The 14,471-nt window shown below is 62.0% G+C and carries 16 protein-coding genes; 7 read left to right on the top strand and 9 right to left on the bottom strand.

Annotated features, from left to right (window positions below):
• Nucleotides 1-39 precede the first annotated feature (39 nt).
• Nucleotides 40-1,020, bottom strand: coding sequence for a GGDEF domain-containing protein (locus ACZ0BA_RS16150; protein WP_463452234.1), 981 nt, complete (start codon nt 1,018-1,020; stop codon nt 40-42).
• A 150-nt stretch (nt 1,021-1,170) separates the two neighbouring features.
• Between ACZ0BA_RS16150 and ACZ0BA_RS16145 the strand changes: the two genes are divergently transcribed.
• The gene (locus ACZ0BA_RS16145; RefSeq protein WP_463452233.1) at nt 1,171-1,950 is read left to right on the top strand and encodes a helical backbone metal receptor; all 780 of its coding nucleotides are present in this window, start codon (nt 1,171-1,173) and stop codon (nt 1,948-1,950) included.
• A gap of 108 nt (nt 1,951-2,058) precedes the next feature.
• On the opposite strand, the gene ACZ0BA_RS16140 is transcribed toward ACZ0BA_RS16145, so the two are convergent.
• The 4 genes from ACZ0BA_RS16140 to ACZ0BA_RS16125 form a co-directional block, all read right to left on the bottom strand.
• A complete protein-coding gene (locus ACZ0BA_RS16140) occupies nt 2,059-2,430 on the bottom strand; it encodes an HPF/RaiA family ribosome-associated protein (protein WP_463452232.1) in 372 nt (123 codons plus the stop codon).
• A gap of 70 nt (nt 2,431-2,500) precedes the next feature.
• Nucleotides 2,501-3,169 (bottom strand): DUF1345 domain-containing protein, encoded by a 669-nt coding sequence (locus ACZ0BA_RS16135; RefSeq protein WP_463452231.1) that lies wholly within the window; start codon nt 3,167-3,169, stop codon nt 2,501-2,503.
• Complete coding sequence (locus ACZ0BA_RS16130; protein ID WP_463452230.1) at nt 3,166-4,413, bottom strand: MFS transporter; 1,248 nt, start codon at nt 4,411-4,413, stop codon at nt 3,166-3,168. Before ACZ0BA_RS16130 ends, ACZ0BA_RS16135 begins: the two co-directional genes overlap by 4 nt.
• A 63-nt stretch (nt 4,414-4,476) precedes the next feature.
• Nucleotides 4,477-5,505: a CDP-6-deoxy-delta-3,4-glucoseen reductase gene (locus ACZ0BA_RS16125; protein ID WP_463452229.1), complete on the bottom strand. Its 1,029-nt coding sequence runs from the start codon at nt 5,503-5,505 to the stop codon at nt 4,477-4,479.
• A gap of 12 nt (nt 5,506-5,517) precedes the next feature.
• Here ACZ0BA_RS16125 and ACZ0BA_RS16120 point away from each other — a divergent pair, with 12 nt between their 5' ends.
• Nucleotides 5,518-6,420, top strand: coding sequence for an SDR family oxidoreductase (locus ACZ0BA_RS16120; RefSeq protein WP_463452228.1), 903 nt, complete (start codon nt 5,518-5,520; stop codon nt 6,418-6,420).
• 51 nt (nt 6,421-6,471) lie between these two features.
• Here ACZ0BA_RS16120 and ACZ0BA_RS16115 read toward each other — a convergent pair whose 3' ends face one another.
• On the bottom strand, nt 6,472-6,723 hold the full coding sequence (locus ACZ0BA_RS16115) for a hypothetical protein (RefSeq protein WP_463452227.1): 252 nt from the start codon (nt 6,721-6,723) through the stop codon (nt 6,472-6,474).
• Between the two features lie 281 nt (nt 6,724-7,004).
• Between ACZ0BA_RS16115 and ACZ0BA_RS16110 the strand changes: the two genes are divergently transcribed.
• Both ACZ0BA_RS16110 and ACZ0BA_RS16105 read left to right on the top strand, forming a co-directional pair.
• Nucleotides 7,005-7,250, top strand: coding sequence for a hypothetical protein (locus ACZ0BA_RS16110; protein ID WP_463452226.1), 246 nt, complete (start codon nt 7,005-7,007; stop codon nt 7,248-7,250).
• Between the two features lie 268 nt (nt 7,251-7,518).
• On the top strand, nt 7,519-7,758 hold the full coding sequence (locus tag ACZ0BA_RS16105; RefSeq protein ID WP_209725996.1) for a hypothetical protein: 240 nt from the start codon (nt 7,519-7,521) through the stop codon (nt 7,756-7,758).
• A 122-nt stretch (nt 7,759-7,880) separates the two neighbouring features.
• Here ACZ0BA_RS16105 and ACZ0BA_RS16100 read toward each other — a convergent pair whose 3' ends face one another.
• From ACZ0BA_RS16100 to ACZ0BA_RS16090, 3 genes are all read right to left on the bottom strand, one after another.
• Nucleotides 7,881-8,699 carry a glycine-rich domain-containing protein gene (locus ACZ0BA_RS16100; protein ID WP_463452224.1) on the bottom strand — a complete coding sequence of 273 codons (819 nt, stop codon included), beginning with the start codon at nt 8,697-8,699 and terminating at the stop codon, nt 7,881-7,883.
• 158 nt (nt 8,700-8,857) lie between these two features.
• Complete coding sequence (locus ACZ0BA_RS16095; RefSeq protein ID WP_463452223.1) at nt 8,858-10,687, bottom strand: CHASE domain-containing protein; 1,830 nt, start codon at nt 10,685-10,687, stop codon at nt 8,858-8,860.
• 210 nt (nt 10,688-10,897) lie between these two features.
• Nucleotides 10,898-12,664, bottom strand: a complete 1,767-nt coding sequence (locus tag ACZ0BA_RS16090; RefSeq protein ID WP_463452222.1) for a glutamine--tRNA ligase/YqeY domain fusion protein — start codon at nt 12,662-12,664, stop codon at nt 10,898-10,900.
• Nucleotides 12,665-12,851: 187 nt separating this feature from the next.
• On the opposite strand from ACZ0BA_RS16090, the gene ACZ0BA_RS16085 reads away from it, so the two are divergent.
• Genes ACZ0BA_RS16085 through ACZ0BA_RS16075 form a run of 3 tightly spaced genes read left to right on the top strand, consistent with a single transcriptional unit; the run spans nt 12,852 to nt 14,463 of the window.
• The gene (locus tag ACZ0BA_RS16085) at nt 12,852-13,145 is read left to right on the top strand and encodes a DnaJ domain-containing protein (RefSeq protein WP_315394256.1); all 294 of its coding nucleotides are present in this window, start codon (nt 12,852-12,854) and stop codon (nt 13,143-13,145) included.
• 37 nt (nt 13,146-13,182) lie between these two features.
• A complete protein-coding gene (locus ACZ0BA_RS16080; protein WP_463452221.1) occupies nt 13,183-13,680 on the top strand; it encodes a hypothetical protein in 498 nt (165 codons plus the stop codon).
• Between the two features lie 3 nt (nt 13,681-13,683).
• Entirely contained in the window at nt 13,684-14,463 is a 780-nt protein-coding gene (locus tag ACZ0BA_RS16075) for a hypothetical protein (RefSeq protein ID WP_463452220.1), read from the top strand.
• The last annotated feature ends 8 nt before the right edge of the window (nt 14,464-14,471 follow it).

Here is a 14,471-nt window from a genome sequence, read left to right as displayed (position 1 = left end):
CTCGCATGCCGGATCGAGTCTGACGAGCACGGTTAGGAACTAGGCCAGCGCTTCCTGCACCACCTGGTTGCGGCCCAGTTCCTTGGCGCGGTAGAGCGCGGTGTCGGCGGCGGCGATCAGGTCTTGTTCGTGCTGGTGGGGCTGCAAGATCGCCACGCCAAACGAGGCGGTGATGTGCGGCAGCGGCGCGCGCATGTCGCTGAACACCACCGCCTGCTGCATCCGTTCGCACAAGCGCTCGGCCACCGCCAGCGCCACCTTGCGCTGCGTGTCCGGCAGCAGCACCATCATTTCCTCGCCGCCGTAGCGCACGGCAAAATCGGTCGGGCGCAGCGCGCCGCTGAGCACTTGCGCGGCCGCGCGCAACGCCTGGTCGCCGGCCAGGTGGCCGTGGCTGTCATTGAAACGTTTGAAGTTGTCGAGATCGATCATGATCAACGCCAGCGGCGAGCTTGAGCCGTGCGCGGTGGCGATCATCGTCGGCAGCAGGTCGTTGAGCCAGGCGCGGTTGTACAGGCCCGTCAGGCCGTCGATCATCGACAGCTGGCGGTAGAACTCGCCCAGTTTCTGGCGCCGGCGCAACTGTGCGTTGGCGGCGCGTATGCGGAACGACAACAGGCGCAGCAGATTGCGCGCCAGCACGTTCGATTCGTCGATGAGTTGCCAGACAATCTCCGCCTCGATCACCAGCACATCGCTTTCTTCCAGCGCGGTGATGCTCGACAGATTGGCTTCCTCATCGAGCACCGATTGCTCGCCCACGCTCTCGCCTGGCAGGATCTTGCTGACGGTGCCGTCGGCCATGCCGGTGCGAGTGTCGGTGGCAACCGACAGCGCGCCGCGCAGCACGATGTAGAGTCGCGCCTTGCTGGAGTCCGTGACGGCTTCGTCCGCTTCCAGCCGCATGATCGGGCACGGCGCCAGCAACTTGGCGATGGCGGCGTCATCATTGGCATTGCGTAGCAGCTGCAAGTCGCCAATCTGGTGGGTGGACGTGCCAAAGGTGCTGATCTGTTTCAAGATAATCTTTCAATAGCGCAGCAATTTGTGCTGACAGGCATTCTTATACTCAAACATCATACCCAAACGAGCAGGGCGGGTCACGTAGTAGTTGCGCGTTGTGGTGTGGAGTGCTTCAATATTGTCATTGCTATCAAGACGGGAAACCTCATGACTTATATCGATGCGCTCGGCACAGCGCACCCGGCGGATCCGAACGCGCGCATCGTGTCGCTGGTGCCGTCGATTACCGAGCTGCTGTGCGAGCTCGGGCTGGCGCAGCAGGTGGTTGGCCGCACCGGTTTTTGTATCCATCCGGCCGACGTCGTGCAAGCCATTCCCAAGGTCGGTGGCACCAAGGATGTCAATGTCGACAAGATCCGCAAGCTGGCGCCGACGCATCTTGTCGTCAATATCGATGAGAACGAAAAGCCGACCGTCGAGGAATTAGCTGAGTTTATTCCCAATGTTGTCGTTACGCATCCGATGCGGCCGCGCGACAATCTGGCGCTGGCGCGCTTGATGGGTGGCGTGTTCTGCAGGGATGAGGCGGCGGAGCGCTGGTGCGCGGCGTTCGAGACGGAGTACGCGCTGTTGCAGGCGGCGCCTAAAGGACCGCCGCAGACGATGTTGTACTGTATCTGGCAAGATCCGTGGATGACGATTTCGCGCGATACCTACATCGCGCGCATGATCGAGGAGATCGGCTGGAGCGTGCCGGATCTGGGCGAGGTGCGGTATCCGCGCTTCGCGTGGTCTTCTGAACTAGTCGCCGGCATCGACGGCGTGCTGCTGTCGAGCGAACCGTATCGCTTCACGGAAGCGCATGCGTTCGCGCTGGAAAAGCAGCTGGGCAAGCCGGTGTTGCTGGTCGACGGGGAGATGATGTCGTGGTACGGCAGCCGGTCGGTGCAGGGGCTGCGGTATTTGCGCGAGCTCGCGAGCGCGTGAAGGCGCTGAAAGTAGGCTGAAACAAGTGGGGCGGATCAGCGCTTAGCGCGTAATCCGCCATTACTGTTTGGGCGATATATCGGCGATAGCTCATCGCCGTGGGCGATGTTATTCGTCGTCGTCCGTTGCGGCAGTGGCGACGACCGGATCGGCCGCGTGGCGCTTGTCCTTGTCGTGCAGTCGGCCCAGGGCGCTGTCGAGCGCGCGCTTGAGTTTGTCCGCCGCGCCGCCGATCGACTGGTGCAATGTGGCGGCGTGATCGCTGACGACGATCGGCTTGTATCCGGTAACCCTGGCTTCCATCATGACGCGGTTTTCGCCGTCGACCGACTTTTGGCCGAGGTTGTCGCTCAGGTGCACTTCGACGCTGGTGATCTGCTCGCCGAAGCGATGAAGCGCGTTGCTCACGACTGTTTGCACATGCTCGTCCAGACCTGCGTTGCGGTCGATGGTTTTGTCGGAATTAATATTGATCTGCATATGCTTGCTCCTGTGTTGTTGAACTGCGAATCAATATTACTCCTTTTTGACTTAGGTTCTCGTTAAGTAGCTAACCGTTAATCAGAGATGCCGCGATATTGATCGAGAGACCGAGTATCGCCAGGTTGTAGAAGAAGCACAGCACCGACTGTCCCAGCACCACCTTGCGCAGCCGCCGGCAGCGCACGGTCACGTCAGAGGTTTGCACCGCCACCGAGATGGTGAACGAGAAATACAGGAAGTCCCAATAGTTCGGCTTCAGGTGGCGGTCCGGGAAACCCAGCGCCGGCTCGCCGCCCGGGTGGGTGTAGTACAGGTGCGCGTAGTGCGAGCAGAACATCACGCCCACCATGAACCAGGAGCCCGTCAAGGTCATCACCACGAAGCCATAATGCAGCGCCAGATCGGCGTGCGGCGCGTCCTTGAGCGTGGTCAGCTGCGAGACGATGGCGGCCAGGCTGATCATCACGGCGATCGACAACGTCGCCAGGATCACCGGCCCCTTCTCATCCTGGCGGCAGGCGGCGCGTTTGATGTCGTGCTGGTCGGCGCGCAACATCATCCACCCCATAGTCGCCAGGTAGATCCACACCGTCACGTCCCACGCCGTCAGCACGCGGCTGAGCCAGCGCCAATGACTTGGCAGAAGGGGCAGCACCACGGCGCCGACGACGATGGCAAAGGTCAGGTGCGGGCGGGTATGGGCGATGCGCGGCAAGAATTTCGTCAGCACGCTCATTTTTTATCCTCGGGCGGGAAGCGGTCCATGCGCGACAGCACCGGGAACAACCAGGCCCACAGTCCCGTCACTGCCAGGGTGGCGGCGCCGCCGAACAGGATGGCGCGCGTCAGCCCCATCCAGCCGGCGGTGACGCCCGATTCGAACTCGCCCAGTTCGTTCGAGGCGCCGATGAACACCGAGTTGACGGCGCTGACCCTGCCGCGTATCGCGTCCGGCGTTTCGTATTGCACCAGCAGGTGGCGCACGTAGACGCTGATCATATCGCCGGCGCCCATCAGGAACAGCGCCACCAGCGCGACGATGAACGTGGAGGTGGCGCCAAGCACCAGCGTGCCGGCGCCGAACACGGCCACGCCGCCGAACATCCACATGCCGACCCGGCGTGTGATCGGAAAGAACGCCAGCGCGATCGAGCACAGCGCGGCGCCGGCGCCGGGCGCGGTGCGCAGCATGCCGAGGCCGGTCGGGCCGACGTGCAGCACATCGTGCGCCAGCGCCGGCAGCAGCGCGGTGGCGCCGCCGAACAGCACGGCGAACAGGTCGAGCGAGATGGCGCCCAGCACCACCGGACGCGAGCGCACGAAACGCAGCCCCTCGAGCACCGTGTGCCAAGTGGCCGGTTCGCGGTTGCTTGGCTGCTTGACGGACTTGACCATGCACATCATCACCACGGCGGCCACCAGCAGCGCCGAGGAAATCACGTACACGGTTTTCGGTCCGGCCAGGTAGAACAGGCCGCCCAGGGTCGGCCCGAGGATCACCGCCACGTGGAAGCTCGACGAACTCAGCGCAACGGCCTTGCTGAAGCTTTCCGGCGGCACCAGGTTGACCAGGATGGCTTGCGTGGCCGGTCCCATGAAGGCGCGCGCGCTGCCGAACAGCACCAGCACGGCAAACACCGGCCACACGGTACTGAGGCCGGCCATGGTGAAGGCCAGCAAGGTCAGCCCGCACAGCAGCTGCGCCGCCAGCGCGAGGGCGATCAGGTTGCGACGGTCGTAGCGGTCGGCCGCGTGGCCGGCAATCAGGATCAGCAGCAGGAAAGGCGCGAACTGCGCCAGTCCGATCAGGCCGAGGTCGAACAGATTGTGCGTCATCGAATACACCTGCCAGCCGATGGCGACGTTTTGCATCTGGACGGCGAGGGTGGCGAGGGTGCGGGCGCCGAGGTACAGGGTAAAGTTGCGGTGACGCAGAACGCTAAAACCGTTGGTAGCGTTGGAGGTGGAACTGTCTGACATTGGGGCTTTCTGGGAGCGGGGTCCTGGGACTCCGCATCCCAGGCCGCCCGCGGTTGGATGCTGTTACGGTTTGTTGATGTCGGCTTCTGTGGTGAAGGCGTCGGCGTAGAATTCCTCCTCCGGCAGACGGCATTGCGCGACAAAGTCCTGCTTGGCCGAGTCGACCATCACCGGCGCGCCGCATGCGTACACCTGGTAGCCCGACAGGTCCGGCAGGTCGGCCATGACGGCCGCGTGCACATAGCCGGTGCGGCCGCTCCAGTTGTCTTCCGGCAGCGGGGCCGAGACCACCGGCACATACTTGAAGTTCGGCAGGATCGCTTCCCACTGGCGGCACAGCGCGTCCATGTACAGGTCTTGCGGGCGGCGACCGCCCCAGTACAAGGTCATGGCGCGCTGCGAGTCCTGCGCGCGCAAATGCTCGACGATGGCCTTGATCGGCGCGAAGCCGGTGCCCGAGGCCAGCAGCACCATCGGCTTGTCGGTATCCTCGCGCACGAAGAAGGTGCCCATCGGGCCTTCGAAGCGCAGGATGTCGCGTTCCTTCATCGTCGTGAACACCTGGTCGGTGAACAGGCCACCGGGCAGGTGGCGGATGTGCAGGGCCAGCGGCTGGTCCTGGTCCGGCGGCGATGCCAGGCTGTAGCTGCGGCGCTTGCCGTCGCGCAGCATGAATTCGATATACTGGCCGGCGCGGAATTTCAGCGTCTCGTTGGCCGGCAATTGCAAGGTCATCACGACCACGTCCGGCGCCACTTTTTCCAGCGTCGCGACGCGCGATGGCATCTTGCGGATAGGATAGTCGTCGCTGCCGGCCACTTCGCGCGCTTCGATGACCAGGTCCTCGTGCGCGGTGGCGCAGCAGAACAGCGAATAACCGGCCGCTTCGTCTTCCTTGCTCAGCGCGCGTTCCTGGTGCGCCTTGTGCGTCACCGAGCCGGACAGGACCTTGCCGCGGCAGGAACTGCAAGCGCCGTTCTTGCAGCCGTAAGGCAGGCCGACGCCGGCGCGTATCGCCGCCGCCAGCACGGTTTCGTCCGCCTCGCAGCTGAATTGGTGGCCGCTAGGCTGTACTGTAATTTGAAACGTCATACAATCCTTCAGATGAAAAACATCAAGCTAATCAATAACGAACACCATTCCCAAACATTCAACCGGCCGCGCCTGCTCATCGTCGGCTGCGGCGATGTCGGCATGCGCCTGGTGCCGCTGCTGCGCCGCCATTTCCGCGTGTTCGCCACCACCAGCCAGCCCGAGCGCCGCGCCGAGTTGCGCGCCTTGGGCGCCGTGCCGCTGGTGGCCGATCTCGACCATCCCGCCAGTTTGCGGCGCCTGGCCGGGCTGGCCAGGTACGTGGTGCACCTGGCGCCGCCACCGGCCGAGGGCGCGCTGGACCGGCGCACGCGTAACCTGACCGCCATTTTACCTGAGCAAGGCCGTATGGTTTATGTCAGTACCACCGGGGTGTATGGCGATTGCGGCGGCGCGCTGTTTGACGAGAGCCGTCCGGTGGCGCCGCGCAACCCCCGGGCCACGCGCCGGGTCGACGCCGAGGCCGTGCTGCGGCGCTGGGCGGTGCGCGCCGGTTCGGACCTGTCCATCCTGCGCGTGCCTGGTATTTATGGGGCCGAGCGCTTGCCGATCAAGCGCTTGCAACAGGGCACGCCAGCCTTGCTGGCCGCCGAGGACGTGTACACCAACCATATCCATGCCGACGATCTGGCCACGATCATCGTCAGCGCGCTGTTTGGTGGCTTGCCAAACCGTATCTACCATGCGGTCGATGACAGCGACATGAAGATGGCCGAGTATTTCGACGCAGTGGCGGACGCCTTCGGCATGCAGCGGCCGCCGCGTTTGCCGCGTGCTGAATTGAAACAGGTGATCACGCCGGCGCTGCTGTCGTTCATGTCCGAATCACGCAGGCTGAGCAATGGACGCATCAAGCGCGAGCTCGGCGTGCGGCTGCGCTATCCGACGGTGGCCGGGATGCTGGCGGAACTGTAACGCCAGCGGGCGGCGCGGGCTGAGGGCAAGCCGCCCGTTTATTTCTGATTCTTACTTCTTCTGCTGCACCTTGCGCAACTGCTGCTTGCGCTGGGTTTGGTTGCGGTTCTGCTTTGCCTCATGCAGCGCGGTGGCGTCTTTCTTCGCCTGTTCAACCGTGCGCATCTCTTCATTGTCGTCGTGCGCGACGAAATACTCGGCCTCCTGCGCGTCGACCACCAGCTTGATCGCGGCCGCGTCGTCGAGGTTGTACATCTCGTGCAGCAGGGTGGTTACCTCATCGAGGAATTCTTCGTAGGTCATGGGCGCCTTAGTGTTGTGAATTGCGGTTGTCGGTCCGGCCGGAGGCGGGAAAAGCGTCATTTTAAACGACCAGATCATGTCGGGCGTGACTCCGCGCACATAGTGGCCGCGTGGCGCTTGTAGTTGCCCAGCAAAAAGGTGTAAAAAGAAACCAAGACTTATACCAGTGCAAGCCCGATGTCAGCTTTCTGTGTCAAACTATTAAGATGACTTGCTTGACGCGCATCAAATAAATCGGCGCTTGATGCGATATCGTTGTTATCTCTAAAAGGAGCTCGCGTATGCCAGCCACTTTGCATCCGACGAAAGAGCAGGTCCGTGCCTACATGCAGCTGCGTGAGTGCGCGCGCCGTCCGCCACCGGCACCGGATGAAATCCGTCGGCGTGTGGGCTGGCGCTGCTCGTCCAGCGAAGCGGGATTCGGATCGACCTCGACGATCTTCCTTCCCGGCACCATCGCGCAACTGGCCGCCCTGATGGCCGTTGAATGGTGCTTCCGCGCTTCCGGACTCAGCCGCACGAGCTGAGTTGCTACAAAACTTTACAATGTTTTATACCCTTTTTTGCAACAGATTCTTCTTAGCATAAGAAATGGGTGTAAAATCTATCAAAATCTCACACAAATACAGCTCGGGTTAGCCGTTCGTTAACAAAAACGTGTATTATCGCGGCTAGGCACTAAAAACCGGCATAAAAGTTCGCGTTTTGTAGTGCTTCACTGGTAATTGAGCTAAAAATTTTATTTACCCATGTGTCGTTTTTTTGCGAAAACGGCTACGAACCTACTTAAACATTATGTCTATCAAAGAAATCACCGCCTCCCCAACCTACAATCCAAACCGCGTCCTCGACGCCATCATCGAAAAGCTGCAGCTGAAAAACGATGCTGCGCTGTCGCGCGCGCTGGAAGTAGCACCACCTGTCATCAGCAAAATTCGCCACAACACGCTCCCGATTGGTGCGACCATCCTGATCCGTATGCACGAGATCAGCGATTTCAGCATCCGCGAGCTGCGCGAAATGATGGCGGCCTGATAGGTGACCAAAAAAAACAACGGCGCGCACCTCTCGGTAACGCGCCGTTGTCTTAGGTGGGGCCGGTTTTGATCGGCCCACCATGGTTCGCTTGCGCCGACGTGGTCGGCGATGCTTGATTCCTAGCTCAGGGTAGGGCGACCGCTGAACAGTCCCGGCTGATGAGGGACCTTGGCGGATACGACTTTCTCAGGGCTGCCGCAAAAAGCGACTTTCTCTTCAGGAGAGCCGCAAAACGCGTTCGCTTGTTTCTCAGGCGAACCGCAAAACGCGTTCGCTTGCATTTTTTCCGGGCTGCCACAGAAGGCGTTCGCTTGCTTTTCAGGGCTGCCGCAGAAGGCATTGGCCTGTTTCTCGGGCGAGCCGCAGAAGGCGTTGGCTTGCTTTTCAGGGCTGCCGCAGAAGGCGTTCGCCTGTTTCTCCGGCGAACCGCAGAAGGCGTTTGCCTGCACGTCAGGCGAGCCGCAGAATGCGTTGGCTTGCTTTTCGGGCGAACCGCAGAACGCGTTGGCTTGCTCGGGGGAGCCGCAGAAGGCGTTGGCCTGGGTCGCGCCTTCGAAGGCGCGCTTCGCCGGACGCACATAGTCTTCGCCGAATTCCGCTTCGTACAGTTCCTTCATCCGCTGCCCAATGCGCGCCAGCGACGCTTCGTCCGCCTCGCCGCGCATGCCGACGTACGGGAAGTGGTGCAGGAAGTAGCCGAACACGGCCTGGCAATCTTCGGCGTACTTCATCGTATCGAGAATATGGTAGTGCCAGAACGTGTCCACGTCGACCAGCGGCGAAGTCTGTTCGTGGGGATACTTTTTCATCAGTGTCAGGAATCGGCGATATTCGAACTCAACAGCGTTGGCACGTTCCAGCGACCAGCCTTCGCCGGATTCCTTATGCATCAGCTTGACCTTGATTGCGTCCAGATCCAGTGCGTTGATGACGTTCATGGACATCTCCTCTAAATTGATACGGGTTAAAAAACGTTACGAAGCAATTGATTTTTGCTCAACTTTGCTTATTAACGTTTGATATTTATCAATGTTTTGAGGAAATTCCTACATGCCGCTGACTTCTCCTAGGGAACGACGGGACAAACCGGGGGGATTCAGGCGATGGCGTTGGCGCTCAGGTGGCCGCTGTCGTTGAGGTCGTTGATGTCGTCGTTGGAGGGCGGCGGCACGTGGTCGATCGGCACCGAGATGGCGACCGTGGTGCCGGCATTGGGGCTGCCGATGATGGAACACACGCCTCCCAGCAAGCTGATGCGTTCCTCGATGCCGACCAGGCCGAACGACCCGACCTTGTTGCGATTGCTCGCCCGCATGCCGACGCCATTGTCGGTGATGGTCATGCTCAACATGCCGCCGGCCTGGCGTAATTCCACCCGCACCAGGCTGGCGTGCGCGTGCTGGACGATATTGCTCAGCGATTCCTGCAGCACCCGGAAGAAAGCGGTGGCGCAATGGTCGTCGATGCGGATGTCGCGCTGGTGCTCGATCAGCTCGCATACCATGCCGGAGCGCTGGCGGAACTGGGCGATCTGCCATTCGACGGCCGCGTTCAAGCCCAGGTCCAGCACGTTCGGACGCAGATCGTTGATGATGTGGCGCACGCTTTTGATCGTGCTGTCGATCTGGCTGAGCGTGCTTTTGGCGCGCGCGTGCAGGCGCGGATGGCGGTGGCGGGTACGGGTGGCCAGCATGTCGGCCTCGATGCGCAGCACCAGCAGGTTCTGGCCGAGGTCGTCATGGATTTCACGCGCGATGCGCTTGCGTTCCTGCTCCTTGATCTGGTCGGCGTGCGCGGCCAGCCGGCGCAGCTTGTGGTGCGATTGCTGCAGCTTGGCCTGGCTGTCGCGCAGTTCCTTGGTCATCACCTTGGCCATCTTGATCGCCCGCATGCGCGACGACGACAGCGTGTGGATCAGCAGGTAGAACAGCAGCGAGCCGATAAAGCCGCTCAACATGGCCAGCCACGGCAGGAACAGGTCGAAGCGGCTCGACCAGGCCGCCTTGGGCGCGCTGAAGTGGGCATGCCATTGGCGGCCGTTGAAGGTCAGCGGCAGCACGATGGAGAACTGGTCGGCTGGACGCACGTTGTCGTCGCCGTTGACCTTGTTGTCGAACAGCAGGGCCGGGGGCGACGCGGCCGGCGTGCGGTCGCCGCCGTCGCCGCCGTCGTACAGGCGCAGGCGCACGTCGCGCACCTGCATCTGGTCCATCGCCAGCTGCACCAGGCGCGGCACGCTGAAACCGATGCCGACCGAACCCCGGTAGGCGGCGCGGCGCTCCTGGGTGTTGTTTAGCGGCATATCCTTGCGGTACAGCGGCAGCCGGATCGCCATGCCGCCGCCCTGGCCGAAGCTGTCCATGTCGATCTGCTTGCCGGACGTGCTGATCTCGCCGGTGTCGCGCGCGTTGGCCAGCGCCTGCGCCACCGCCGGTTTGTGCGTGATATCGAGGCCGACCCGCCAGCGGAACGTGGCGATCGGCTCGATCATCGTGATGACCGAATAGTCGGTGCGGCGCCCGGTCGGCTGGACGACGTAGTCGGGATAGCCGTTGGGCGTGCCGTCGCCGCTGTGACGCGATACCTTCTCGAAATCCTCGCGCTGGGCCTCGGTGATGTATTCCGCATAGTTGATGCTGACGAGCGCCGGAAACTGGGTCGACAACTTCAGTCCGCGCACAAAGCGGTGAAAATCCTCGCGTTCGACCTTGCCGCTGGCGTCGAAGTAGCTGGCGGTGGCGCGCAGCACGTCGGCATACGTGTCGATGCGGGAGCTGATGTGGTATTGGGCGTTGCGCGCCTGGTGCATAAAGCGTTCGCCGGCGTCGTACTCGACCATTTTATACGCGGCGACATAGCACAGCGCGCCCACGCCCAAGGACAGCATGATCCCGGCCCACCAGACCGATTTTGGCGGGGAAAACATTTGACGCTGCGCGAGAAGTGCCTCCATTCCGATTGCCTTTCAAGCAACTTCAACGATGTCTACCCGCCTTGAATATAGAAAATAATGGTAATCCTAGTCAAGTAAATTTATAAAAAATGCCACTTGTCCTGGACGTTCTTGTGTGCGGAGGAATGAAAAAAACCGGCGCATCCTCGCGGAAGGCGCCGGTTTCCGGGGGAGCTGGCCGCCTTATTTGGCGACGAAGCTATCTTTTAGCGTGACGATGCGGTTGAACACCGGCTTGCCTGCGCTCGAGTCGACGCGGTCGGCGACGAAGTAGCCGTGCCGTTCGAACTGGAAGCGCTGGTCCGGCTGGGCCGCGCTCATGCCCGGCTCCAGATAGGCGGTGACCACTTCCTTGGCGTTCGGATTGAGCAGCGACAGGAATTCCTTGCCGCCGGCGTCCGGCTGGGCGTCGGTGAACAGGCGGTCGAACAGGCGCACTTCGGCCTGCAGCGCGGTGGCGGCGGACACCCAGTGGATGTTGCCCTTGACCTTGTAGTTGTCCGAACCGGGCGTGCCCGACTTGGAGTCCGGGAAGTAATTCACATGGACGGCGACGACCTTGCCGTTCTCATCCTTGTCGTACCCGGTGCACTCGGTCACGTAGCCGTGGCGCAGGCGCACGCGGCTGCCCGGCTTGTCGTCGATCGGCGGGTAGTAGCGGAAATAGCCCTTGCTCGGCACTTCCATGAAATCCTCCTCCTCGATCCACAGCTCGCGCGTGATCGGGAAGGTGCGCACGCCCATCTCCGGGTGGTGCGGGTGGACCGGCGACGTGCATTCCTCGCTCTGGCCCTCTGGATAGTTGTCGATGATCAGCTTGAGCGGACGCAGCACGGCGGTGGCGCGCGGCGCCTTCGGATCGAGATCCTCGCGCAGGCAGCCTTCCAGGGTGCTCATGTCGATCCAGCCGTCGGACTTGGTCACGCCGATGCGCTCGCAGAACAGCTGGATCGCTTCCGGCGTGTAGCCGCGGCGGCGCAGGCCGACGATGGTCGGCATGCGCGGATCGTCCCAGCCGCTGACGATGCCGTCCTCGACCAGCTGACGCAACTTGCGCTTGCTGGTGACCACATAAGTCAGGTTCAGGCGCGAGAATTCGTACTGGCGCGGCAGCGGCAAGGTGAAGAAGCCGCCTTCGGCCAAGGTTTCGAGCAGCCAGTCGTAGAACGGCCGATGGTCCTGGAATTCGAGCGTGCACAGCGAATGGGTGATGTTTTCCAGCGCGTCCGAGATCGGGTGCGTGTAGTCGTACATCGGGTAGATGCACCAGGCGTCGCCGGTGCGCACGTGGTGCGCGTGGCGGATGCGGTAGATGGCCGGGTCGCGCATGTTCATGTTCGGCGAGGACATCGCGTCCTCGCTGATTTTTGCGCGCAGGATGTGTTCGCCGTCGGCGTATTTGCCGGCTTTCATGTCGCGGAAGATCTGCAGCGATTCCTCGCGCGGACGGTCGCGGAACGGCGAATTCTTGCCCGGCGTATTGAAATTGCCGCGATTGGCCGCCATATCATCGGCCGACTGGCTGTCGACGTAGGCGTAGCCCTTGCCGATCAGGTATTCGGCCATCGCGTACAGTTGATCGAAGTAGTCGCTGGCGTAGTGCAGATGGTGTTCGACGCCGCCGTCGGCGGTGGGGTAGTCGTAGTCGAAGCCCAGCCACTTGACGCTGTCGATGATGGTGTCGACGTATTCCTGCTCTTCCTTGGCCGGGTTGGTGTCGTCAAAGCGCAGGTTGCAGCGGCCCTGGTAATCGCGCGCCAGGCCGAAGTTCAGGCAGATCGACTTGGCGTGGCCGATGTGCAGGTAGCCGTTCGGCTCGGGCGGAAAGCGGGTGATCACACTGGGCATGCCTGCGCGCACGTGGGTGCCGGCGGCCTGGTCGTGATCGACGATCGCGCGCAGGAAGTTGGACGGTAAGGCGGGCGCGGGGCTGTTTTTTTCGTTGCTCATCTGAAAAGTGGGCTTTGCAAGAGTTCGTGTAAAGGGCATTTTACCGTATCCCCTTCATGGGCCGAGGGGAAATGCTGCATGGCGCTGTGCCGAGCCCCGGCCGGCGGCCTGGCCGGGGCGGCAGATGGTGCGACGGGTATAATTCGCCTTTAATTGTTTCGGCATAACGGCCCAGGGAGTTTCCAAGATGGAAAATCATTACAACACGCTGGGTATCGCGCCTAACGCCACCGAAGACGAGATCAAGAAGATATACCGTTCGCTGGCGATGCGCTTCCACCCGGACCGCAACCAGGCGCCCGGCGCCGAGGCGCGCTTCAAGAGCATCACCAAGGCTTACGAGATCCTGTCGGACCCGGTCAAGCGCGAAGAATACAACCAAAGCGTGAACCACCGCATCATCATCGATTCGGAAGCGGAAGCGTACCAGTTATGGCGCTCGGTGTTCAATCTGCACGGCACCACGCTGCCACCGGCCTGACACCATAATCAATACAGTATTAAAACGAAAGCAAGCAATGAGAAAAGTACACCCTGAATTCGCCTATCAATCGCGCGAACTGGAAGGCCAGATCGAAGGCATTCTGGGCGACCCGCCCGACCGCAAGAACTACCAGCGCATGATCGACGCGCTGGTGTCCGAGTACGCCAGCGGCGGCGGCATCGACGACGTCAACATGCTGGCCTTCGCGCTGGTCGACCATATCGAGTTCAGCGACCCGAAAGGCCTGCTGGCCGAAGCCCAGGACTACGAGTTCGGCGACCCGGCCCGCGTGTTCTCGATGGCCTCGTGCAAAGGCGAGGCGGCGCAACAGATGTACGCCGCGCTCGAAGAAAATCAGCCGGAGCTGGGACGCCAGGCCATCATCACCGCCTTCCTGTTCAAAAATCCGCGCAAGTGGGACGACGACGACCAGTCGCTGGAACAATTGTCGGCCAACGACGACGGCGACGATGTCGAGGACGAAGACAACGCGACCGACGACTTCGCCCAAATGTTCGACAAGGAGGATTAAACCATGTCCGACGAAAACAAAAGCAATCTGCCGGCGCTGAGCAAGCAGGTGACCGAGCTGGTGCTGGCCGGCTCGCTGGGCCACGCCGAGCAAGCCTTCGCCGAGGCGGCCGACCAGTTCGGCGACCTGGCGGTGGTGGAAGTGTTGAGCAACATTCCGCCGCAAGTGACCGCGCTGCATATGGCCGGCTTCGACGGCGGCAAGATGTCGCTGGCGACCTTGCTGGTGCCGCCGAAGGCCTGGGCCGACAGCCTGGCCTTTTTTGCCGCGACCTGGCAGGACGACCTGATCGAGGACGACCCCGAGCGTATTGCCGAATCGCTGTTCGCGCACGTGCACGGCGTGGTGTTCTCGACCGACGACGAGGAACGCCGCAGCGAACTTCTGCAGGCGGCCTCGGCGACCGACCACGGCGCCACCATTTTCGCCATCCTGTTTTCGATGGCGCCGAAGGAAATCCTGGAAGTGGCCGGCGAGATCATCGCCAAGGGCCCGTACCTGACCGGGCAGACCTCGTCCGACAACGACGTCGTGCCGCTGGCGATCGCGCTGGCGCAAGCGTCGGAAGACGGCTGGGACCGCTCGCTGTTCGAGCTGTTCCCCGAGTTCCGCCACAGCGCCGACCTGGCCGACGCCGAGTTCAGCGACGACCCGGACGAGGAACCGACCTTCCTGCAGCGTTCGACCAAGGAATTGCTGTACCGCTTGCGCAAGCAGGTACCGTCGACCCGCAGCGCCAAGGCCGCTTCGCGCCGCAGCGTCGGCACCGGCATTTTCTCTTGATGGAATAC

The organism is Duganella sp. AC917, assembly GCF_979258245.1.
The sequence above is the reverse complement of the archived record's forward strand: the minus strand, read 5'-3'. Positions and strand labels throughout refer to the sequence as shown.